The following is a 21,428-nucleotide window of genomic DNA, read 5'->3' as shown; positions in this document are numbered from 1 at the left end:
CACGACTCCCTTGTGTCCTGCCATTCGTTCGCAACTGACTACGCATCAGCCACTTTAAGGAGCGCCATGAATGGCACCGATTCCCCGATCAGTCCGTGGATGACAGGCGCTGTCGCCCCCGTGTACGAGGAGACGACCGCAGAGGGACTCGAGATCGAGGGGACCATCCCGGAGGAACTCTCCGGTCGTTTCGTTAAGATCGGGCCGAACCCGGTCAAGCCTCCCAGATCCCGGAATTATCGAGCCTTCATGGCAGATGGGATGGTGCATGGGGTTCGGTTGCGAGATGGCCGGGCCGAGTGGTACCGCAACCGCTGGGTGCGTTCGAAACGTGCTACCAGGCAATTGGGCGAGGCTCGCACTCCCGGCCCTCGACACAGCGTGGTCGACAATGTCAACACCCATGTGATCGGCCATGCCGGGCACACGCTGGCGCTCGTGGAAGCAGGCTGCACTCCCGTCGAGCTGAGCTACGACCTGGATACCCTGCGCTACACCGATTTCGAGGGGACCTTACCTGGCGGTTTCTCTGCGCATCCCAAGCCGGATCCCTACACGGGGGAGTTGCATGCCATTACTTATCGCCCGGCCACCCGGAGTGTCAGATACGTCGTCGTCGGCACGGACGCTCTGGTCAAGAAGGTCGAGCGGATTCCGGTGAAAGCAACGCCGATCATGCACGACATGGCACTGACCGAGAATTATGTAGTCCTTTTCGACTCGCCGGCTCGAATGGCCACTCCTCTGCAACTGTTCATGGGCAAGGTATACCAATGGAAGTCTTCGTACCCCACGAGATTCGGTGTACTGCCCCGGAACGGTACAGGCAGCGATATCCGATGGTTCGAGACCGATCCATGCTTCATTCTGCACACCCTGAACGCGTATGAAGACAAAGGGCGCATCATTGTGGATGGCACTCGCTACGGTCGGGTCATGGACGAGACACTGGCCGTCGAGGAGAGGCCGAAGTCTTACCTGTGGCGTTGGGTCATCGATCTGGACACCGGCGTTGTCCGACACCACCAGCTCGACGATTACTACGAGGAATTTCCCCGCATCAACGATCGTCGCTCGACTTTGCGGAACCGCTATTCCTACACGCTGCAGCTGGAGGAGCCTCCCGGCACCGAACCCATCTCGATGATCAAGCGGGACATGGATACTGGAAAAATCGAGATGAGAAAATATGTGGCCGGTCAACACCCCTCCGAGCCGGTCTTCGTTCCATCTGCGGGCGGTCGTGCGGAAGACGATGGCTGGATCATGACCTACGTCACGGATTTGGCGACCAGCAGAACGAATTTCGTGATTTACGACGCACAGGCACCGGCATCGGATCCGGTCGCGGTTGTCAAACTGCCGGTTCGGGTGCCCACAGCCTTCCACGGGAGCTGGATTCCCGACGACATGCCTCAGGGCTTGGATCGGAGAACGTCATGACCGGAGTGATCCCTGCCATTAGTCCATGGCGGCAGCTGTACGAAATCGAGGCCGGGCCTGTCCATATCCGTTCCGCCGAACTGCGGGGGAACGTGCCCACGGAACTCCGCGGGGTGCACTATCGGGTAGGCCCCGTAGGCGGCCGGGCCTACGGGCTGCCTCTGGGCAATGCCTTCGCTGACGCGGACGGGTATGCCTGTGCCTATACCTTTACCGACGACGGCGTGGAGGTCCGGGGAGACATCGTCCGGACATCCGTCTATGAACGGGAGCATGCGGCGGGACGATTGTTGTCCAGCACCTTCGGCACGGTGCCCAGCATGCCACTGGCATCCAGGCTTGCCACCGGGATTCGGGGACTGCGGTCATATTTCCCCAAGCTCGGCGAGCGCCAGGACGCACCGGTCAAGGACTCGCCGAACCATGTCCCCTGCGTGGTCGGCGGTAAGCTCATCTTGATCGGCGGTGCAGGGGCACCGTATGCGCTACGCACTACTGATCTCGCCATGCTGGGACCGGACGACTTCGGCGGGGCGCTACCCCCTCGACAGGTCTACCTCATCGGCGAAAGTCATCTCGATCCGAACAGCGGCGAACGGTGCTTCCTCGAGATCAGCACCGCTCCGCCCGGTCTACGGTTGTGGTCGGTCAGCGCGAACGGACGTGGTCGCGGATCACGCCGGATTCCACTGTCGCGGGTTTACATGCCACACGACTTCGGGCTGACCGAGTCCAAGATCGTGGTGCCGGCCGGGCCGGTTTTCGGATCCATCCCGAGGTTGATTCTCGCGAACCTGGGAATCGGCACACTGAACGACGGTTTCATCTGGCACGGCGACAAGCCGACCATCTATTTCGTCATCGACCGAAAGACGAACACGGTTCGTAAATATCACACGGGAGCGTGCTACCCGGTGCACATCGCCAACGCATTCGATGACGGCGACGACGTGGTGCTCGACATGAATGTCCACAACAACGACGCCGCTCTGCGCGGATTCACCGCCGCGGTGGACCACGACGCCGGTCACCCGGATTTCGTCAACCGGCTGTACCGGATCAGGCTGACCGGGGACGGCCGGGTGACCAAGGACGAATTGGCGCCGTTCGACTGCGAAGTGCCTTACAGCAACGAGGTGTACGACGGCCGGCGGTCGCGCTACATATATGCCACGGTCACGTCACGCGGGATTGCGGGTTCGCAGCGAATCGTCAAGGTCGACGCGGAAACTCGTCAGCACTGGACGTTCGACTACGGCGCAGGCAGTGTTACCGGACAACCCGTGTTCGTGCCACGGCCCGGTGCCACAGCCGAGGACGACGGATGGGTGCTCTGCCAGGTCTACGACGGCGTGGCGAGGACATCATTCTTGAGCATCGTCAACGGTGATTTCAGCCAGGAGCACGGTCGCGTGGTATTGCCGTGCGCACTTCCGTATCTGTTGCACGGGAAGTTCGTCGCCAGCGCACCCTGATCACAGGACTCGATGGTCCGACATCTCATCAGCCGTCCGTGACTCCAGTACACCGCAGGACCTCGTGCTATCGAAGAACTCGAAGGCTCGGTAACCCCGGTGGAGGTTGATCCTGCGGTGGGCTCGAGCAACGGACTCCCACGACCTCGCGACCGGGCCGGCTGTCAGGCGCGCCGTTCTGTCGAAAGACGTCGAAACGCCGGGGCAACTCGGGCATCACCTGACGGCCGTCCGCGAGGAACAAGTCCAACGCCCTTCGGGCCGGGCACCCCACCGCTACTGCTTGGTCAGGGACAGCAATCGAAAGAAGGAGACATGAAGACCGCGCTGTTCGTACTGCTGCCCGTCAGCACGCCGGCCGCCTTGGCGGCCTGGCACCACAGCCGCCGCACCGAGAGCAGGCAACCACAGCAATCCTCGGCGATCGGACTTCCCGGTGTGCCCTACCACCAATAGCCAATCATCGCTCCCGTCCGGCCCCGGAAAGCAAGTGCCCGGACCAGCCACACGCATCGGAGTGGGTCATGCCCACGCCAAAGTGATACTCCTGGGCGAGCACGCCGTCGTCTACGGGGCACCAGCGATCGGGCTCCCGCTACCAGGACTCGCGGTACGTGCCACGGCCAGACACACCGAGCCCGGCGACTCCTCCACGCGGATCCGCTTCACGACCACCGGCTCGGAATACGCTCTTCCGGCAAATTCCGGTCTGGCGGCACTGGTAGCTCTCTTCGAAGAACCCGGCGCCGGTATCGCCGTGCGGGTGTTGTCCGACATCCCGCTTGGCCGCGGGCTCGGGTCCAGTGCGGCCTGCGCGCGCGCAACCGTCGGGGCACTGGACCGGCTGCTGGACCGGCCCGTCGTCGAACCAGAAGTGTATTCGCTGGTCCAGACCGCCGAGCGGGTGGCCCACGGCAATCCTAGCGGGATCGATGCCGCCACCACCGGTTCCCCACGGCCCCTGATGTTCTCCGACGGCACGTCCGAGGCATTGAGCGTCGGCATGCGAGGTGTGTTCGTGGTAGCCGACAGCGGCAATTCCGGCGCGACCCGCACGGCTGTGGATCTGGTGGCCGAACGGTTCAGACGAAATCCGATTTTGCGTACCCGGTTCGTGCAGCGCATCCATGCGCTCGCCCACGCGGCCCGGCCCGTGCTGACTGCGGGCCGGGCTGACGAACTCGGGCCGATCCTGAACGAAAACCACTCCCTGCTCTCCGAATTGGGACTTTCCACACCCAAACTGGACTTACTGGTCCGCGTCGCTGTGGATGCGGGATGCGTGGGCGCCAAACTCACCGGCGGCGGACTGGGCGGCTGCGTGCTGGCCCTGGCTGCCGACCCGGAGCACGCGCGCCGAGCGGCAGCCCGCCTCCGCACCGCAGGCGCAACCACGACCTGGACCGTTTCCGCCGAAAGCTTCAGGTGAATTATGAGCACCTCCGCAACCGCGATCGCCCACCCGAACATTGCACTGATCAAGTACTGGGGAAAACGCGACGCAGAACTGATCCTCCCGAACAACGACAGCCTGTCGATGACCTTGGACATCCATCCGACCACTACCACGGTCACCCTGGACGCGGATGCGAAGTCAGATGAGCTGGTACTCAATGGAATTCGCGCCACCGACGAGGCACTCATCCGGGCCCGGCGCTTCCTCGACGAGGTGCGCGCCCGGTCCGGAGTCTGTGAGTACGCCCGAATCGACTCCCACAACGAGGGCCCAACCGCGGCCGGACTGGCCTCCTCCGCAGCTGGTTTCGCCGCTCTCGCTGTTGCCGCATCCGCTGTGTATGGCCTCGACTACAGCCCGGCGCAGCTGTCACGGCTGGCCCGGCGGGGCTCCGGCTCCGCCGCGCGGTCGGTCTTCGGCGGATTCGCGCAGTGGCACGCCGGACACGGCAGCGGGCCCACCGCAGACGAAACCAGCTTCGCCGAACCTGTGGAGGTCACCAGGATGGATATCGCACTGGTGGTCGCCGTCGTGGACGCCGGCCGCAAAGCGTTGTCCAGCCGGGACGCCATGCGCCACACCGTCGCCACGTCCCCGCTGTATTGGGCTTGGGTGGACAGCGTCGGCGACGATATCACCGAGATGCGTGCCGCGCTGTGCCACGGTGACCTGCACACTGTCGGCGCTGTGGCCGAACGCAACGCGCTAGGGATGCACGCCACGATGCTAGCGGCGCGGCCGGCGGTGCGCTTCCTGTCGGCTGCCTCGCTGCGAGTGTTCGATGAAGTGGCGCGGTTACGCAGCACGGGCCTGCCTGCTTACGTGACGGTGGACGCGGGGCCGAATGTCAAGGTGCTGTGCTCGACCGGCGCGAGTGAGACTGTCGCCGCGGCGGTGCGGGCGGTCGAGGGTGTGCGGTGGGCGACGGTGGCCCAGCCCGGACCGGCGGCCCGGCTGAGGGCGGATGTGCGCTCGTGATCACCAGTTGGGCTCCGGGAAAGCTGTTCGTCGCCGGAGAGTATTCCGTGGTGGAACCGGGTGGACCGGCACTACTGGCGGCGGTGGACCGGGGGGTGTCGGTGACCGTCGGATCCGCTTCGGACCGGGTAGCGGTGCGGGTGCGATCAGACCTTGCTCCGGAGATCACCGAATACGACCGGGTACATGGACGGCTGCAACCGCGCCAGGCCGATCCCGGGTTCGAGCATGTGCTGTCCGCGCTCGGTGTCGTCACGGACCTGCTAGCCGAACGCGGTCTCGAAGCTTCGCCCATGGAAATTCGTATCAAAAGCAAATTACACGACAGTGGAACAAAATTCGGGCTCGGATCTAGTGGAGCGGTCACGGTGGCTACGATTGCCGCCGCCGCCGCCTTCCATGGATGTGCACTCGATCGCACCGCACGGTTCCGGCTGGCCGTGCTGGCAGCAGCCCGACTGGACCCCCGTAGCTCCGGTGGCGACCTGGCCGCCAGCACCTGGGGCGGATGGGTGGAGTACCGATCGCCCGACCGCCATCACGTACTCGAGCTGGCGGACAGAATCGGTATCGACCGCGCCATACTTGTCGCCGAGTGGGCCGGCTGCCGCGTGCGGTCGCTGACCGTGCCGAAGCGGCTGCGTTTCCTGATCGGCTGGACCGGCCGACCCGCGTCCACCCGGGCAATGGTCGCCGGACTGCATGCCACCTCCCGCACGCGAGAACTCGCCTACCAGCTGTTCCGCCACCGCAGCGATAACTGTGCGCTGGGCGCGATCTCCGCCCTGCGCACCGGTGACCGCAGCGAATTCCTCGAGCGAATCCGTTGTGCGCGAACCCTGCTTGCCCAGCTGGATGCCGACGCAGGCCTCGGCATTTTCACCCACCGGCTGCGCACGCTCTGTGACAGCGCCGAAGCTCTCGGCGGCGCGGGCAAACCCTCGGGCGCCGGCGGCGGGGACTGCGGCCTCGCGGTCTTCGATGACGAAACCGGTACGCGAGCCGCAGAGCTGCGCGACGCCTGGCACGCCGCAGGCATCGTGGCGCTACCCGTCGACATCTCCGCCCCCCGAAAGGCCGTCGTCTCATGACCCACCCGCTCACCATCGCCGCCCGGAAGGACGACCATGTCCGGCTCGCCGTCGAGCAACGCCGGGAATTGCAAGCCCGTAGCGGCTTCGACGATGTGACCTTCATCCATCACGCACTGGACGGTATCGATCGGTCCCAAGTCGACACCGCCGTCACGGTGGCCGACGCGCACTGGGCGACACCGCTGTACATCAACGCGATGACCGGCGGCAGCGTCGAGACCGGAAGGATCAACCGGGAACTTGCGATCGCGGCCCGCGCCACCGGACTCGCCATCGCCACCGGCTCGATGAGCGCGTACCTGCGTGACCCGGGCGTCGCACAGACCTACCAGGTGATGCGGTTGGAATATCCGGACGGTTTCATTCTGGCCAATGTCAATGCCACGACCTCGGTCGACGACGCCCGCCGTGCGGTGGAACTGGTTGCGGCGAACGCGCTGCAGATCCATCTGAACGCGGCGCAGGAAACCGTCATGCCGGAGGGCGATCGGTCGTTCGCGCACTGGCGCAAGGGGATCGAACGGATCGTGTCGGAGCTCGAAGTACCGGTCATCGTGAAAGAGGTCGGGTTCGGACTCAGCCGCCAGACGGTCGAATCGCTGCGGTCCTCGGGGGTCACGGTCGCCGATGTCTCCGGGAGGGGCGGAACGAATTTCGCACTGATCGAGAATGGCCGCCGTTCCGGCGCGGACTACCGCTACCTCGCAGACTGGGGTCAGAGCACCCCGGCCTGCCTGCTGGACTGCCGCCAAGTCGCCGGCATCGAACTGCTGGCCTCGGGCGGGGTACGCACGCCCCTGGACGTGATACGTGCGCTGGCCTTGGGTGCGCGGGCCGCCGGGGCGTCTGGACCGTTCTTGCGCACCCTGGTCGACGAGGGTCTGGCCGCGCTGACCACGGAGATCGAGACCTGGCTCGACCAGCTTGCCGCGCTCATGACCCTGCTGGGGGCGCGCACACCGGCCGACCTGACCCGGTGCGATCTGCTGATCTCCGGTGAGCTGCGGTCGTTCTGCGCGGCCCGCGGCATCGACATCCGAAGCTACGCCACCCGCCGATCCATCTCAGGAGCAGGCCAATGACCGCATCCACCGACCAGTGCTCCGCCAACGTCCCCATGAAGTGGGTCGGCCCCCTGCGCATTTCGGGCAACACCGCGATCGGCGAGCTGATGGTTCCGCTGGCCACCTACGAATCTCCGCTGTGGCCCTCGGTCGGCCGCGGCGCTCGCATCTCCACGCTGATCGAGGCCGGGATTGTGACCACCCTCGTCGACGAGCGCATGACGCGATCCATTCTGCTCGAGGCCGACGACGCAGCGACCGCACACACCGCCGCACGGCGACTGCACGGCGAGTTCGCCGAACTGGGCCGCATCGTCGAGTCCAGCAGCCGTTTCGCCGAACTGATCGGGCTGCGCGACGAGGTGGTGGGCAACCTGCTGTTCCTGCGCTTCGAATTCAACACGGGGGACGCCTCCGGGCACAATATGGTGACGCTGGCCGCTGACCGCCTGATGGACCACATCCTGCGCACCGCGCCCGGACTACGCTACGGCTCGATCTCCGGCAACTACTGCACCGACAAGAAGGCGACCGCTGTCAACGGAATCCTCGGCCGCGGCAAGAACGTCGTCGCCGAATTGACCGTGCCCCGCAACATCGTCGAGGAACGGCTGCACACCACGGCCGGCCGAATCGTCACCCTGAATGTACGCAAGAACCTGGTGGGCACCTTACTCGCTGGCGGAATACGTTCCGCCAACGCGCATTACGCCAACATGTTGCTGGCCTTTTATCTCGCCACCGGGCAGGACGCAGCCAATATCGTCGAAGGCTCGCAGGGGATCACCTATGCCGAGGACCGCGACGGCGATCTGTACTTCTCGTGCACCATGCCCAATCTGATCGTCGGAAGCGTCGGGAACGGAAAAGAACTCGGATTCGTCGAGGACAACTTGATCCGCCTCGGCTGCCGCGACGACGCCAGGATCGGCGTTGGTGCACGGCGCCTGGCGGCGATCGCCGCAGCGACGGTGCTCTGTGGCGAGTTGTCCCTGATGGCCGCCCAGACCAACCCCGGCGAGCTGATGCGCACCCATGTGCATTGGGAACGGTCCGAACACCTAGAAAGGGAGTCGAGAAAATGAGTCCAACCCTGCCGGTCGGAATACACGATTTGTGCTTTACGACCGGATATTACGTACTCGACCACAACGAGATGGCACGCCACTACGGCGTCGACCCCGACAAGTACCGGCTCGGTATCGGGCAAGACTCGATGAGCGTGCCCGCCCCGGACGAGGACATCGTCACCATGGCCGCAGCCGCGGCCCAGCCGGTCCTGGCGCGGCATGGAGCAGACACCATCCGCACCGTGCTGCTCGCCACCGAAACTGGTGTCGACCAGGCCAAAGCTGCCGGTCTGTTCGTCCACGCACTGCTGGGGTTGCCGTCCTCGACCCGGGTGGTGGAGCTCAAGCAAGCGTGCTACGGGGCCACTGCGGCACTACAGTTGGCTGCCGGTTTGGTCTACCGGGACCCGACACAGTCGGTACTGGTGATCGGCACAGATATCGCACGCTACGATCTCGGATCGCCCGGCGAGGCCACAGAGGGTGCGGCCGCGGTAGCGATGCTGGTGCGCGCCGCCCCAGCTGTACTGCGCTTGGATTCCACATCTGGCCTGTACGCCAACGACGTCATGGACTTCTGGCGCCCGAACTACCGGGCCACCGCGCTGGTCGATGGGAAAACCTCGATCGAGGCGTATCTGCAAGCGGTACAGGGAGCGTGGAAGGACTATGCCGAGCAGGGGGGGCGACCGCTCGAGGAGTTCGAAGCCTTCTGCTACCACCAGCCGTTCACGAAAATGGCACACAAGGCCCACCGGCACCTCGCCGCGTGCGCGGGGCTCGGGCAGTCCGACGCCGACATTCGCGCCGCCCTCCGGCACACCACCAGCTATAACCGTCTGATCGGCAACAGCTACACCGCCTCGCTGTACCTGGCCTTGGCCTCGTTGCTCGATCACTCGGAGGATCTGAGCGGAAAACCGATCGCGATGCTCAGCTACGGATCCGGTAGCATCGCCGAATTCTTCGGTGGCACAGTGGTTCCGGGATATCGCGAGCAATTGAGGACAGCGGCGCACCAGGAGGCCGTCCGTCGCCGGGTGCCTATCGGCTACGCCGAATACCGTGCCCTGCACGAACGCGCCCTGGTCACCGACGGTGGCGAGCACCTCATCGAGGCCGAGAGCGGCGGCCCTTTCCGGCTGGCCGGAATCCGCGGGCACAAGCGCGTCTACGACACGGCCGACCGCCGGACCGCGACGGCATGATGCTGCAGCGGCAGTCGTGGTCATTCGAGTGGGCGGCCGCGGCGACGGTAGTGCGATAAGCGGGCCTGGTGGTGGCGGCGTCGCCAGGGACCCGGCTGTCCGGGCTAGATCCACCAGCTGGGAAGAAGCGGGCCCGTAGCAGAGGTAGTGGGCGATCTCGAGCTCACCTTTGGTGTTGGGGGTCATCGCGCGTCGGGCCAGAAGCCAGTGCCCGCGCCCGCGGGCCCAGGCGTCGTCGATCTGCCGGTGTGCCCAGTCGTATTCGCGGGAACCGTGTGCGCCGGCGCCGACCGACAGCTGCTGCCACGACCCAGCCAGCAACTCGCCGATCAGCACGTCCGTGCGTTCGACCCGGTCGGCGCGGGCGGCCACCGGGTCGTCGCGGCGGGTGGCCATCCGGAACAGCCCAGTAGCGAGAGTCGTAGGGCGCCACGGGCGCCGCTGCTGTTGCGGGCAAACGATTATCAGCGCATGCCCGTGCACCGACGCGTAGGCCAGGAACACCCCGATCTCGCGGTTCTCGATCCTGCCCGCGGTGCCCGAGTACCGACGTTGCACCCCAGCAGATCTCACAACCCTCTTCAGGAAACCCCGTCGGCGACAACTGCCACCGCCTAATGGGTTCTGCCGAGTAGTTGTTCGAGGCAGACTCGGTGCCTGTAGCCGCCGGTGAGTGATTACCAGATTCACCGCCTGAGGATTTGATCTCTGTGGTCAGACCGTGCCCCCACCGGTGGCCGGGAGGCAGGAGCGTTGATGGGGTGGCGTGTCCACCGGCAGCGGTGTGAGCACTGGAGCAATTAGGCCGCGATCCTTCCGCAGGCTGCGGAACCTGTTGTTCTGGTCGGTGATCGGACGGGAGTGATGCGGTTTGCTGTTTGTCGGTGATGACTGGGCCGAGGACCACCACGATGTCGAGATCCAGGACGGCACCGGCCGCCGGCTCGCGGTGGTGACCGTGGCGGAAGGGGTCGACGGGTCGCCTGCGTGCACGCAGTATCATCGCGATCGGGCATCCGCTGGGCGCTTCGGGCGCGCGGATCGTGGGCACTTTGGCGCACCGTCTCGTCGAGTCCGGGCAGCGGTGGGGTGTTGCCGCGATCTGCATCGGTGTCGGTCAGGAACTGGCGGTCGTGCTCGAGAACATGCGGGAGGTGCGGTGATGGCGGACATCTGCGAGACGACCGCCGAGGCGGTCGCCGGAATCGCCGACGGCAGCACCGTTCTGATCGGCGGTTTCGGCATGGCGGGCATGCCCGTGCAACTCATCGAAGCGCTCATCGACCAGGGCGCCACCGATCTGACCGTGGTGTCGAACAACGCCGGCAACGGCGACACCGGCCTTGCCGCGCTGTTGGCAGCCAAGCGCGTGCGTAAGATGATCTGCTCGTTCCTGCGCCAGTCCGACTCGTGGGTCTTCGACAGCCTCTACCGAGCCGGACAGATCGAACTCGAGGTCGTGCCACAGGGCAACCTCGCCGAGCGCATCCGGGCGGCGGGTGCGGGTATCGGCGCGTTCTTCTGCCCCACCGGCGTCGGCACCCAACTCACCGCGGGTAAGTAGACCAGCGAGATCGACGGCCGCCCTTACGTTCTGGAATATCCCGTGAGCGGAGACGTCGCCCTCATCGGCGCCTACCGGGCCGACCGAATGGGAGATTGAAGCTGTGTTAAACCGCAGGTCAGGCGAGGAAACAGGCTCATGAGGCTACACCGAACCGATCCTGCATCGCCGTCGCCGTGAGGCCGAGGCGCTGGCCTGTGTCCAGTCCCACCTGTCGCGAATCCCCGCGGCCCCGGCGGCCGGGGGGATTCGCGCTTTCGCGGCGGTCGGAGTTTCGACTTCCGTTTATCGGTCCGTTACCCTGGGTGCCGCACGAGATCGTTCGATTTGTGAGGAAGATTCATGGGAAGCGTTGTGCTCGACATCGTGGCATTGCTCGCCAATCGCGCGGCGATGTTCTGGAATTGGATGGCCACCGGATCGGCGGGCTTCCCGCCGCTGTGAGCGTGCGGTGCACGATCTGTTTCGAGTAGCGAATCCCCTGGTCAGCTAGCGCTGGCCGGGGGACTTTCCGGTTCGGGACGGAATCGGAAAACGTTCCGGAATGTTTGTTTTCACACTGAGGATCCCGCTGCCCGCCGCCGCGGTAAGCATCGGCTGTCCGAATTCGGTGGACACGGCCGCACCGCACCGCGGCAACTCTTCCGCGCGGATGCTCGAATTGGACGTGCACCGGTGCGGCGGGCTATTTTCGCGCTCGAAGCGGCTTCCCCGTCATGGGGATCGTCAGGGGGGCCGGACGATTTCGGCACCGATCCCGCGCGCGAAGCCCCCGCCCCTCGTATCTTGAACACGTGAACTCCGCAGGCTCCGTGCGCACACGGTCGCGTATTCCTCGTTGGTTCGTGCTGTGGATGGGGCTGCTGACCGCCCTGGTCGCGCTCTGCTGCGCGGCGCTGTTCTGGCAACTCGCCGCGGAGGGAACGTTTCCCACCCTCGTCGTGCTGTGGGTGGTTCTCGGCGTGCTCGGCGGAATCGCCGTCCTGTTCGGGCTGCTCGGCCTGCTGCGCTACCGGGCCTTCTTCTACAGCCTCGCCTCGCCCGTGCTGATCGGCGTCCTGGTGGCGCTGACGCTCTACGACGTCCCGGAGGACACCGGCTGGCGGTTGTCTCGCGGCATCCTCGAAGACCAAGCCGTCGACTGTGCCCACCCCGGCCAGCGCACCCGCCTCGGCGTCTACACCATCACCTTCGTCACGCCCCGTGACGGCGGCTGCCTGTTCTACACCCAGGCGGGCGACTCGGATTCGGAAGGCTTCGCTTTCTTCCGCGACCCGGCCACCCCACCACACCTCGGCCCGCCCGCCACCAACGGCATCGAGTACTCCGCTTTCGACGGCCAGTGGTACCGCTTCGTCGACACTCACTGAGTCCGGTCGCCGAAGATCTCCTCGAGCGCGCTCGCCGTCGCGGCACGGGTGATCCATTCTGTGAGGCGCGCATGATCGGTGCAGGCCTCGATCTCGGCGGTGAGTACCGCGGGAACGGCGAGTCCGCGGGCACCGAGCATGGTGAGCAACGCCTTGGCCTCGCCCTTGGCCTCGCCCTTGGCATGGCCGATGGCTTCGCCTTCGGCCATGCCGTCGGCGTACAGCTGCTTGAAGTACTGGCTGTAGTACGGGGACGTGTCGGTCGTCATCAGCATCTCCAGGAAGTGCCGGGCCGCTGCTTTCGGCAGTGCGGCCAGTACCAGGTCAATGTACCTTTTGCCGTCCGCGGAGTCGTGTGCTGTCGCGGCGAGGGCGGTGAGAATCGAGTCGCGCTCGGGGTCGTTGCGGTGGGCGATGGCGGACAGGGCGGCCAGGTCGGGGCGCTCGTGCGCGGTGTGGGTGTCGCTGACCACCGGCACGTCGGCCGGGCTGAGGACCATCGGCGACAGGGTGAACCCGGGCGCGACGGTGATCGGGCGGCGGCAGTGCCCCGCGGCACGTTCGTTCGGGCACACGACGACGAGCGGGACAAGGCAGCGCAGGCGAGCGCGCAGGGTCGTCAGATAGACGGGCCAGCTCCAGGCCTTGTCGTCGTCGCGCTGTAGTTGCACCTCCACGACGATGCCGAGAACCGGGACGTCGGCGTCGGTGAGGGTGACGACCAGGTCCGCGCGATACCCGGTCGGCTCGATGTCCGGTAGGTCGCCGGAGTCGACGCGGGCATGATCGAACTCGGGAAGTGCCAGGCCGAGCGTGGAAGTGAGCAGTTCGGCGACCAAAGTTGGTCTGCGGCGGACCAATTCGATGAGGACTTCGTGTACCGACGAGGGCATGGCGCGGACGTTACCGATAGCCACCGACAGGTCCGGGTGGGGTGGATCACCATTCGAACGGCAGCGGCTGGCGGGGCTCGATCCAGAGGGCTTCGGCGAGGGCGCAGAGCGTGCCGTCGGTGCGGGCCAATGCCACGCCGACGGTGTGTTTCCGGCCGTTCGCGGAGATCGGCCAGCCGTAGGAGAGGTAGGGATCGCCTGCGCGAACCGGTTCGAACCGGGTGGCGGTGAGGGCGGCGGTGACCGCTCCCGGGCGCAGGTCACGCAGGGCCATCGCGGCCCAGCCGCCGGGGCAATCCAGTGCGGCCCAGACGTTTTCGGTGGAGAGGAAGCCGCCGGGTCCGCCGAGCAGGGGATCGGGTGTCCAGGCGGCGGCGACCATGTCGTGCGTGGGCATGGCCCAGGGCGACAGGCGCAAGCCTCGCCCTGGTGCGCAAGCGGCTCCGCAGCCGTAGCAGTGGCTCATCTTGCGCAGCACGTCGGCGGTCGCGGTCGCCGCCCGTGCCTCCGCCCAAGCGGGCGCGGGGCGCGGCGTCACCGTAACCATCGACTCGGACGCCTCGGCGAGCACCGTGCCCTCCTGATCGGTGAGCGACGCGCCGCCCGAGCCGTCGGCGGCCAGCACAACGGGGGAATTCACGGAAACCGCGCGCCGGAAGTCGACGCGCACCTGCGCGGCGCCGCTCGCTGCGGCGAGCAGGCCCGCCACGTAGCCGCCGAACGCCACTCCCGGATAGCCACGCACGTGACCCGGCACCGTGAACGCATCTGTCCGAATCATCCGCTGCCCAACCTCTCCCGGCCGACGATCATGACCCGGCTCAGCCGACCATACCGTCCCGGCGTCGCCGGATGGTCTCCGGGCAACCTGTCACGCCGCCGGCGAGGATGATCTTGCCGATCACCTACGAGCCAGCCGTTCCGGCGCGCCGCGTGATCCGGGCACACGCCGTCGATCTCGCCCGCCGCCCGCTCGAAAATGTGCTGATCGGGGGAACTCGCCGAGGCCGACCGGGTGCCTCGCCCCCTGGTCGAAACCGTGTGCGCAGGGCCTATGCGCATTTGCTCGACGTCTTTCCCGCCGGGACATTCCACACCATCGCGGCAGTCCGTCTGCCGCCGCGCGTCCGCGCAGGTCGAGGGGATGGCGGAATATCCGCTGTTCCGAACGCTGTTGCGCCGGGATGTGACGAAAGCCGGAATGAACGTACTGATCGTGTACGCGCACCCGAAGCCGGATTCACTCACCGGTGCGCTCAAAGACGTGGCCGTGCGGCAATTGCGGGCGGACGGGCACGACGTGCGGGTTACCGACCTCTACGCGATGGGCTGGAAGGCCGCGGCCGACACCGAGGATTTCGGTGCGGTCGAGGAGGCCAACTTCATGCTGGCCTCGGGCGTGGCCTACCGTGACGGGACGCTGAGCCCCGACATCCGCGCCGAGCAGGAGAAACTGCTGTGGGCCGACGCTGTCGTGCTGCACTTCCCGCTCTGGTGGTTCGGCATGCCCGCGATCATGAAGGGCTGGGTGGATCGGGTTCTCACCTGCGGGTTCGCCTATGGTGCCGGGGGTGAGGCGGTGCCCAGGTACGGGGCGGGCGTCCTGGCGGGCAGGCGTGCGATGCTCGTGGTCGCGGTCGGGGGCAAGCAGCCGTCGTACTCCGATCGCGGGATCAACGGCCCGGTCGAGGATCTGCTGTTCCCGATCCACCACGGCATCCTGTATTACACCGGAATGGACGTACTGCGGCCGTTCCTGGTGCACGACACCATCCGGCTGGACTCCCCGCGTTTCGGCGACGTCGCGCTCGACCTGCGGCAGCGGATGTCGGAGCTGGCGCGGCTGGAGCCGATTCGGTACCGCCCGCAAGCCGGGGGCGACTACGACCGGAGCCTGCGTCTCGAGCCGGGGCGTGAGGCGCGGGGGGCGACCGGTTTCGGGTTGCATGTGGCGTCGTGACCGACGGTCACGGCAGTACCGGAGCCCCGCGCTGGGCGAGCAGCATGCCCATCACCCCCGCTTCCTGACCCTGACCGTGGATCATGGACCGGGCGATCTCCTTGACCGGCCCGGAACGCAGCAGACCGTCGGCGGCCTCGGCCATCGCGATGCCGCCGTGGTGATGGCGAAGCATCAACTGCAGGAACAGGATTTCCGCGTCGCGGCCACGCGCCGACGCCAAGGTGTCCAATTCCGCCGCGCTCGCCATCCCCGGCATGGGTGGCGCGGCGGCCCTGTGCGCTGTCGGATGCCGATGCGCTGACGCGTCCGCGCTGTGCATCCACGCCATCGGATGCGCAGAGCCGGGGGCCGCGTCCGCCAGGCGCAGCCACCCGAGCATGGTGCCGATCTCCAGGCGCTGGGTGCGGTCGAGCTGCTCGGCCAGCCGGGCGATCGCCGGATCGACCGAGCGATCCAGCCGCTGCACCATGAGCAGCGCTTGCTGGTGATGGGTGGTCATGTCCTGGACGAAGCCGATCTCCACGTCGGTGAGAATCGGTGTCGCGGACCGGCCTTCCGGAAAGATCACGGGGCGCAGCGCGGCTCCGAGCACGAGCAGCGCGAAGGCCGCCGACGCCAAGGCCGCGACGCGCGTCCAGTGCCGCATCGCTACGACCCGACGATCGAGTGCTGGTCCGGCGGTGGCGAATACACGTCGTCGTCCAGTTGCAGCACCATGAAACCGTTGTCCGAGCACGCGACGTAGAGTTGCGTGCCGCGCCATTCCGGCGGAGAGAGACACCAGTCGGTGGACACGTCGCCGAAGGCGAGCCGGCCGGTGCGCGCGGTGGTGGCATCCAGCGGATCGAACTCTCCCTCCAGCACGGCGCGCAGCGCCGACGGCGCGCTCATCAGCGGAACGCCGATGATCGAGGCGAGCGCGTGCGGCGAGTTCCACAGGCTCAGGTTCTGCCCGGTGCGGGCGGGCGGGTTGTAGTAGGCGATCTCGCGGATGGCGTAGGGATCGCGGATGTCGAAGACCCGGATGCCCGAGGAGATCCACCCGCAGGCCAGGGCGGTCGGGTTCGCCTGCCGGTCCGCGGCGCAGTAGTGCGATTCGTAGGCGAAGGCGGAACCGCCCATGGAGGAGCCGATATTGCTGTCGAGATGCTGGGGCAGGTTGATCTCGAGCTTGATCTTGCCGACCACCTCGGGCGCGGTCTCGTCGGAGATGTCGATGAGTTTGACGCCGCCGGAACCGCCCTCGTCGACGGTGTAGAGGTAGGGTTTGCCGTCGTAGCTGACCGGGACACTGTGCTGGGTCGCCCAGCCGTCCGTCCAGAACGTCCGGCCGAGGTGGTGCACCTGCGGGTTCGGGTCGCGGCGCTGCACCGCGCTGATGTCGAGGACGGTGAAGCCGCCGAGCGCGGAGATATACATCCGGTTGCCGTCGGGGCTGATGCCGAAGCCGTGTGCCTCGATGCCGGTCAGTCCCTGCCAGACGACGTGCGGGTTCGCCGGATCGGTCAGGTCGACGGCGCTGACGAATCCGGGCGCGATCCCCGAGGCCCAGTACGTGTTGCCGTCGGGGGAGAAGCCGCCTTCGTGCGTGGTGATCGGCAGCGGCATCAGCAGATTCGTCCCAGGGCCGGGATTGAGCAGTCGCGGATGCGCGCAATCGGAGACGTCGTAGACCGACAGATAGCCCACGCCCTCACCGACCGGCACACCCGTACCGACCAGCAGTTTGCGCTCGGTGTTGACCTTGAGGCTCTCCCAGGTGCCCGCGAGCATGGCGGGCTCGGTCAGCGTCATGGTCGGGCGCGGATGCGCCGGATCGGACACGTCGAGCACCTGGACGCCGCGCGCCTCGCCGATCAGGTCGCCGGGAAAGAACGAGCCGAGATAGGCGCAGTGCTCGAAGCTGGTGGAGGTGATGCCCGCACCGCGGCCCGCATAGCCGCCGACGAACGAGATATTGCATCGGTAGCCCTGCGTACTGCGCCCACTGTCGCGGTCGGCGGCGGTGACGTCGCCTTGCAGGCCGTTCTCGGGTGCGGCGCCCGGTCCGCAGTCGGCGCGGGGCACCGAGGTGCGCCCGACGTCGAGGAACTCCTGGACGGCGTTCCGGATCTCCGAAGGTGGATCGGCCGCGGCGCTCGCGGGCAGCAGCACGGCCGTGACCATGCCGATGGTGAGCAGAGCGAGCGTTTTGGCACGGCACAGCCTGGCCAGTGGGCGCATCGTCGCGACCCCCCAACTTCGTCGTCGAGTTTGGCTACCAGAGTGACTGGGACAGTCAGCACTGAACTGAGTGAATGGTAGTAATCCGCGGTAACTTCCGAGGAGGGTTTCGTCGAATCCGCACGGATCCGGGAAGTTTTCCGTTGGGCTGCGGCGGCGTCAGCGCGGGTGGATCGATTCCGAGCACTCGTCTGCGACAGCGGCGGATGCCAGCAATTCGTCGCAGACGCTCAGAAAGGTTCGGCGCAGTTCGGCGGCGCGTTCGGCCAACGCGGACTGGGCGCGGACGTACTCGGCTCGTCCGGCGGGCGTCTCGATGCGCACCGGGTCGTAGCCGAACTCAAACAGGTCGTAGGGGCTGGCGCGCATGTCGAGTTCGCGTGCGGCGCAAGCCGACTCGAAGCAATCCAGCAACAACTCCGAAGGGATCAGCGGGACCAGCTTGAAGCCCCACTTGTACAGATCCATGTTCGCGTGCAGACAGCCCGGCTGTTCGCGGTGGATCTGGTCGTCGCGGGTGAGCAGCTCGGCATTGCGGCCGACGGCGTCCGGGGTGAAGAAGCGGTAGGCGTCGAAATGCGTGCACCGCAGCGACATCGAGTCGACCACCGCGTCGGTGCCCACGCGCCCGAGCCGCAGCGGCACCTTCTGGTGGCGGATATCGTCGGTCCGATACACCATGGCCCATTCGTGCAGGCCGAAACAGGACAGCTGGGCGGGGCGGGACGCGGTGGCGCGCAGCAGTTTCGCGACGAACGCGACGGTGTCCCTGCGTTTGACCAGGTATGCGGGATCGGCCGTGTAGACGTTCCGCCCGGCGGGATCGCCGGTAGTCGAGTCGGTCGCTTCGTCGGCACGGTGATACCCACGGGCACCGTCGTACTCGGCGGCATCCGCCAAGCCGATGCCGTATCCCGGATGCCACCGCCGTAATTGGGCGGGTTTGTGTCCGTAGTAGGTGAACAAGAAGTCGATCACCGGGTGCGAGGACCCTTGTGCCCGCCGCTCGAGATAGGGCCCGACCAGATCGTCCAGCCGGGCCCGGTGCGCGGCGGCGGACGCCCGCCACCGCGCACCGGACAACACCCGCATGCTCACCGCACCTCGCGCGAGCCGGTGATGCCGATCGTCATTCGCCCACCCGGTGCGTTCCGTCTCGGACGGTTCCGACGAACTCCTCGACCAAGTCCTCCAGGGCGACGATCCCGGTGGTGTTGCCCCGGTCGTCGACCACGCGGCCGAGATGGCTGTTGGTGCGGCGCAGCCGGGCGAGCGCCTCGTAGAGCGTGGTCTTCATGCCGACGGTCGGCAGCGGGCGGATGTCGGTGCGCGGGATCGGCGTCCCCGGACCGGCGCTCTCGTCGGCGACCTTGTCCAGCACATCCTTGACGTGCAGGTACCCGACCAGTGAGCCGTCGTTCGCCCGCACCGGGAAGCGGGAGAAGCCGGTCTCGGCGACGGCGGACTCGATGTCCCCGAGCGTGGTCCCGTTACCGCGCAGAGGGATCGATCGGGTCGCGTCCCGAGGCACCATCACGTCGGCGACCACGCGGTCGCTGGTGCCGAGGGCCTGGGTGAGCCGGCGGTGCTCTTCCTCGTCGAGCAGCCCCTCGGAGCGGGACTCACCGATCATCTCGGCCAGTTCGACCGTCGAGACGGTGGCCTCGAGCTCGTCCTTCGGCTCGATCCGCAGCACGCGCAGCGACAGATTGGCGGCCAGGTTGTACAGCGCGATGAGCGGGCGGGCCAGCCGCAGCCACATCAGGTGCAGCGGTACCAGCAACAGCGCGCTGCGTTCCGGTCCGGCCAGCGCGATGTTCTTCGGGATCATCTCGCCGAACAGGATGTGCAGGATGACCACGATGGCCAGCGCGAGGGCGAACGCCACCGGGTGCAGCAGCTGTTCGGGCAGGCCGAGCAGCTCGAACGGACCTTCGAGCAGGTGGGCGACGGCGGGTTCGCCGACGCGGCCGAGCAGGATCGAGCAGATGGTGATGCCCAGCTGCGCGGCCGCGAGCATCATCGAGAGGTTCTCGCCCGCCCGGATGACGGTGTTCGCGTTGCGCTTGCCCTGCGCGGCGAGCGCTTCCAATCGGTCGCGGCGGGCGGAGATGAGCGCGAACTCGGCGGCGACGAAGAAGGCGTTGCCACCCAGCAGCACCACGGTGAGCAGGACGCCGAGCAGGTCACCCATGGCTGTGCTCCTTGGTCGCGAGGGCGTCGGCGTCGACCGGGATCAGCCGGACCCGGTCGATGCGCCGTCCGTCCATGCGCTCCACCCGCGCGATCCAGCCGCCCGCGTCGGGGCTGTCGGCCGTCGTCCACTGCTGCGAGCGAGGATTCGGCAACACGACCTCGTCACCCGTCACCGGGATGCGACCGAGCCTGGTCAGCACGAGGCCGCCCAGCGTCTCGTACTCCCCCTCGGGGGCGTCGTATCCGGTGGCCCGGGAGACCTCGTCGATGCGCAGCAGGCCCGAGCAGTCCCAGCCGTCGGAGACGCGCCGCACGTCGCGCTCCTCCTCGTCGTGCTCGTCGCGGACGTCACCGAGGATCTCCTCGATGATGTCCTCCATGGTGACCATGCCGGCGGTGCCGCCGTACTCGTCCACGACGAGGGCGACCTGCATGCCGTCGGCGCGGACGCGTTCGAGCACCTCGTCGCCGTCCAAGCTGGCCGGCACGATCGGGACCGGCTGGGCGAGCCGGTACAGGGGGATCGTCCTGCGCGCGTGCACCGGGCGGGTGAAGGCCTGCTTGACGTGCACGAAGCCGAGGGTGTTGTCGAGGTCGCCGTCGATCACCGGAAAGCGCGAGTAGCCGGTGCGGCCTGCCGCGTCGATCAGGTCGGCGATGGTGTCGTCCTTGTCCAAGGCTTCGATCTTCACCCGGGGGGTCATCAGTTCCTCGGCGCTGCGCTCGCCGAACTGCAGGGAACGGTCCATCACCTGGGCGGTGGGCTGGTCGAGCGCGCCGCGCAGGGCGGAGGTGCGCACCAGGGAGCCGAGTTCCTGCGGCGAGCGGGCCGAGCGCAACTCCTCGGCGGGTTCGACGCCGAGCCTGCGCACGACCCAGTTGGCGGTGCCGTTGAGGAAATGGATCATCCACTTGAACACCACCGAGAAGGCGATCATCGGTCCGGCCGTGACGCGGGCGGTGCCCAGTGACTTGGCGATGGCGATGTTCTTGGGCACCAGCTCGCCGTAGATCATCGACAGCGAGGTGGCCAGGATCAGCGCCAGCGTCAGGGCGATACCGCTCGCGGCGGCTTCGCTCAGCCCGGCGGCGGTGAACAGCGGATTCAGCAGCCTGGCCAGCACCGGCTCGGCGATGTACCCGGTGATCAGCGTGGTGATGGTGATGCCGAGCTGGGCGCCCGACAGCTGGAACGACAGGGTGCGATGCGCCTTGCGGACCATGCGGGCGCGGACGTCGCCGGTGCGGGCGTGCGCCTCGACGGTGCTGCGCTCGAGCGCGGTGAGGGAGAATTCCGCGGCGACGAACAGGGCCGTGCCCGCGGTGAGTGCGATGAACCCGATCAGGCTGAGCGCGGTGAGCGCGATGGACATCGTCAGCACCACCTGCACGGTGCTGCGAGACGGCCTTGGCGGAATGGGACTACTGCGG

General features: G+C 66.9%; 19 protein-coding genes and 2 pseudogenes. 13 read left to right on the top strand and 8 right to left on the bottom strand.

The window, feature by feature from the left end:
* Positions 1 to 66 precede the first annotated feature (66 nt).
* From NG1_RS02360 to NG1_RS02325, 9 genes are all read left to right on the top strand, one after another.
* A complete protein-coding gene (locus NG1_RS02360) occupies positions 67 to 1,443 on the top strand; it encodes a carotenoid oxygenase family protein (RefSeq protein ID WP_084498640.1) in 1,377 nt (458 codons plus the stop codon).
* Positions 1,440 to 2,918, top strand: a complete 1,479-nt coding sequence (locus NG1_RS02355) for a carotenoid oxygenase family protein (protein WP_084498639.1) — start codon at positions 1,440 to 1,442, stop codon at positions 2,916 to 2,918. The genes NG1_RS02360 and NG1_RS02355 overlap by 4 nt, the downstream gene beginning before the upstream one ends.
* Before the next feature lie 315 nt (positions 2,919 to 3,233).
* Positions 3,234 to 3,374 (top strand): hypothetical protein, encoded by a 141-nt coding sequence (locus NG1_RS36305; protein ID WP_157113819.1) that lies wholly within the window; start codon positions 3,234 to 3,236, stop codon positions 3,372 to 3,374.
* A gap of 61 nt (positions 3,375 to 3,435) precedes the next feature.
* Positions 3,436 to 4,347 (top strand): mevalonate kinase, encoded by a 912-nt coding sequence (mvk, locus tag NG1_RS02350; RefSeq protein WP_210749892.1) that lies wholly within the window; start codon positions 3,436 to 3,438, stop codon positions 4,345 to 4,347.
* Between the two features lie 3 nt (positions 4,348 to 4,350).
* Positions 4,351 to 5,352, top strand: a complete 1,002-nt coding sequence (gene mvaD / locus NG1_RS02345; RefSeq protein WP_174315385.1) for a diphosphomevalonate decarboxylase — start codon at positions 4,351 to 4,353, stop codon at positions 5,350 to 5,352.
* Complete coding sequence (locus NG1_RS02340) at positions 5,292 to 6,443, top strand: phosphomevalonate kinase (RefSeq protein ID WP_084498637.1); 1,152 nt, start codon at positions 5,292 to 5,294, stop codon at positions 6,441 to 6,443. The genes mvaD and NG1_RS02340 overlap by 61 nt, the downstream gene beginning before the upstream one ends.
* Complete coding sequence (fni, locus tag NG1_RS02335) at positions 6,440 to 7,528, top strand: type 2 isopentenyl-diphosphate Delta-isomerase (protein WP_062967484.1); 1,089 nt, start codon at positions 6,440 to 6,442, stop codon at positions 7,526 to 7,528. The genes NG1_RS02340 and fni overlap by 4 nt, the downstream gene beginning before the upstream one ends.
* Complete coding sequence (locus NG1_RS02330; protein ID WP_157113817.1) at positions 7,525 to 8,595, top strand: hydroxymethylglutaryl-coenzyme A reductase family protein; 1,071 nt, start codon at positions 7,525 to 7,527, stop codon at positions 8,593 to 8,595. The genes fni and NG1_RS02330 overlap by 4 nt, the downstream gene beginning before the upstream one ends.
* The gene (locus tag NG1_RS02325) at positions 8,592 to 9,788 is read left to right on the top strand and encodes a hydroxymethylglutaryl-CoA synthase (RefSeq protein ID WP_062967482.1); all 1,197 of its coding nucleotides are present in this window, start codon (positions 8,592 to 8,594) and stop codon (positions 9,786 to 9,788) included. The genes NG1_RS02330 and NG1_RS02325 overlap by 4 nt, the downstream gene beginning before the upstream one ends.
* A gap of 462 nt (positions 9,789 to 10,250) precedes the next feature.
* On the opposite strand, the pseudogene NG1_RS36300 reads toward NG1_RS02325, so the two are convergent.
* Positions 10,251 to 10,379: pseudogene (locus NG1_RS36300) on the bottom strand (IS701 family transposase); the annotation flags it as partial.
* A gap of 392 nt (positions 10,380 to 10,771) precedes the next feature.
* On the opposite strand from NG1_RS36300, the gene NG1_RS38025 reads away from it, so the two are divergent.
* From NG1_RS38025 to NG1_RS02315, 3 genes and pseudogenes are all read left to right on the top strand, one after another.
* Positions 10,772 to 10,951 (top strand): hypothetical protein, encoded by a 180-nt coding sequence (locus NG1_RS38025; protein WP_217275311.1) that lies wholly within the window; start codon positions 10,772 to 10,774, stop codon positions 10,949 to 10,951.
* Positions 10,951 to 11,448 (top strand): annotated as a pseudogene (locus NG1_RS02320) (3-oxoacid CoA-transferase subunit A); the annotation flags it as partial. The gene NG1_RS38025 and the pseudogene NG1_RS02320, both read left to right, overlap by 1 nt.
* A 698-nt stretch (positions 11,449 to 12,146) precedes the next feature.
* Positions 12,147 to 12,722: a hypothetical protein gene (locus NG1_RS02315; protein ID WP_157113816.1), complete on the top strand. Its 576-nt coding sequence runs from the start codon at positions 12,147 to 12,149 to the stop codon at positions 12,720 to 12,722.
* On the opposite strand, the gene NG1_RS02310 is transcribed toward NG1_RS02315, so the two are convergent.
* Both NG1_RS02310 and NG1_RS02305 read right to left on the bottom strand, forming a co-directional pair.
* Positions 12,716 to 13,615, bottom strand: coding sequence for a hypothetical protein (locus NG1_RS02310; RefSeq protein ID WP_062967478.1), 900 nt, complete (start codon positions 13,613 to 13,615; stop codon positions 12,716 to 12,718). The two genes, NG1_RS02315 and NG1_RS02310, sit on opposite strands and share 7 nt — an antisense overlap.
* Positions 13,616 to 13,661: 46 nt before the next feature.
* Entirely contained in the window at positions 13,662 to 14,396 is a 735-nt protein-coding gene (locus NG1_RS02305) for a PaaI family thioesterase (protein WP_062967476.1), read from the bottom strand.
* Positions 14,397 to 14,816: 420 nt separating this feature from the next.
* Between NG1_RS02305 and NG1_RS02300 the strand changes: the two genes are divergently transcribed.
* Entirely contained in the window at positions 14,817 to 15,575 is a 759-nt protein-coding gene (locus tag NG1_RS02300; protein WP_062967744.1) for an NAD(P)H-dependent oxidoreductase, read from the top strand.
* 7 nt (positions 15,576 to 15,582) lie between these two features.
* Here NG1_RS02300 and NG1_RS02295 read toward each other — a convergent pair whose 3' ends face one another.
* From NG1_RS02295 to NG1_RS02275, 5 genes are all read right to left on the bottom strand, one after another.
* The gene (locus tag NG1_RS02295) at positions 15,583 to 16,224 is read right to left on the bottom strand and encodes a DUF305 domain-containing protein (RefSeq protein ID WP_062967474.1); all 642 of its coding nucleotides are present in this window, start codon (positions 16,222 to 16,224) and stop codon (positions 15,583 to 15,585) included.
* 2 nt (positions 16,225 to 16,226) lie between these two features.
* Complete coding sequence (locus NG1_RS02290; protein WP_062967472.1) at positions 16,227 to 17,801, bottom strand: LVIVD repeat-containing protein; 1,575 nt, start codon at positions 17,799 to 17,801, stop codon at positions 16,227 to 16,229.
* 159 nt (positions 17,802 to 17,960) lie between these two features.
* Positions 17,961 to 18,893 (bottom strand): hypothetical protein, encoded by a 933-nt coding sequence (locus tag NG1_RS02285; RefSeq protein ID WP_062967742.1) that lies wholly within the window; start codon positions 18,891 to 18,893, stop codon positions 17,961 to 17,963.
* Between the two features lie 37 nt (positions 18,894 to 18,930).
* Positions 18,931 to 19,995: a hemolysin family protein gene (locus NG1_RS02280; protein ID WP_062967470.1), complete on the bottom strand. Its 1,065-nt coding sequence runs from the start codon at positions 19,993 to 19,995 to the stop codon at positions 18,931 to 18,933.
* Positions 19,988 to 21,370: a hemolysin family protein gene (locus tag NG1_RS02275; protein WP_062967740.1), complete on the bottom strand. Its 1,383-nt coding sequence runs from the start codon at positions 21,368 to 21,370 to the stop codon at positions 19,988 to 19,990. Before NG1_RS02275 ends, NG1_RS02280 begins: the two co-directional genes overlap by 8 nt.
* Between the last annotated feature and the right edge of the window lie 58 nt (positions 21,371 to 21,428).

The sequence above is a fragment of the Nocardia gamkensis NBRC 108242 genome, from assembly GCF_001612985.1.
GTDB classification, from domain to species: domain Bacteria; phylum Actinomycetota; class Actinomycetes; order Mycobacteriales; family Mycobacteriaceae; genus Nocardia; species Nocardia gamkensis.
The sequence above is the reverse complement of the archived record's forward strand: the minus strand, read 5'-3'. Positions and strand labels throughout refer to the sequence as shown.

Coding starts and splice junctions, on each gene's coding strand:
- NG1_RS02295 (WP_062967474.1), bottom strand. CDS start 16,224: ATGCGGCACTGGACGCGCGTCGCGGCCTTGGCGTCGGCGGCCTTCGCG.
- NG1_RS02305 (WP_062967476.1), bottom strand. CDS start 14,396: ATGATTCGGACAGATGCGTTCACGGTGCCGGGTCACGTGCGTGGCTAT.
- NG1_RS02330 (WP_157113817.1), top strand. CDS start 7,525: ATGACCGCATCCACCGACCAGTGCTCCGCCAACGTCCCCATGAAGTGG.
- NG1_RS02325 (WP_062967482.1), top strand. CDS start 8,592: ATGAGTCCAACCCTGCCGGTCGGAATACACGATTTGTGCTTTACGACC.
- NG1_RS02310 (WP_062967478.1), bottom strand. CDS start 13,615: ATGCCCTCGTCGGTACACGAAGTCCTCATCGAATTGGTCCGCCGCAGA.
- NG1_RS02300 (WP_062967744.1), top strand. CDS start 14,817: ATGAACGTACTGATCGTGTACGCGCACCCGAAGCCGGATTCACTCACC.
- NG1_RS02275 (WP_062967740.1), bottom strand. CDS start 21,370: ATGTCCATCGCGCTCACCGCGCTCAGCCTGATCGGGTTCATCGCACTC.
- fni (WP_062967484.1), top strand. CDS start 6,440: ATGACCCACCCGCTCACCATCGCCGCCCGGAAGGACGACCATGTCCGG.
- NG1_RS02360 (WP_084498640.1), top strand. CDS start 67: ATGAATGGCACCGATTCCCCGATCAGTCCGTGGATGACAGGCGCTGTC.
- NG1_RS02355 (WP_084498639.1), top strand. CDS start 1,440: ATGACCGGAGTGATCCCTGCCATTAGTCCATGGCGGCAGCTGTACGAA.
- NG1_RS02290 (WP_062967472.1), bottom strand. CDS start 17,801: ATGCGCCCACTGGCCAGGCTGTGCCGTGCCAAAACGCTCGCTCTGCTC.
- mvaD (WP_174315385.1), top strand. CDS start 4,351: ATGAGCACCTCCGCAACCGCGATCGCCCACCCGAACATTGCACTGATC.
- NG1_RS02285 (WP_062967742.1), bottom strand. CDS start 18,893: ATGCGGGTGTTGTCCGGTGCGCGGTGGCGGGCGTCCGCCGCCGCGCAC.
- NG1_RS02280 (WP_062967470.1), bottom strand. CDS start 19,995: ATGGGTGACCTGCTCGGCGTCCTGCTCACCGTGGTGCTGCTGGGTGGC.
- NG1_RS36305 (WP_157113819.1), top strand. CDS start 3,234: ATGAAGACCGCGCTGTTCGTACTGCTGCCCGTCAGCACGCCGGCCGCC.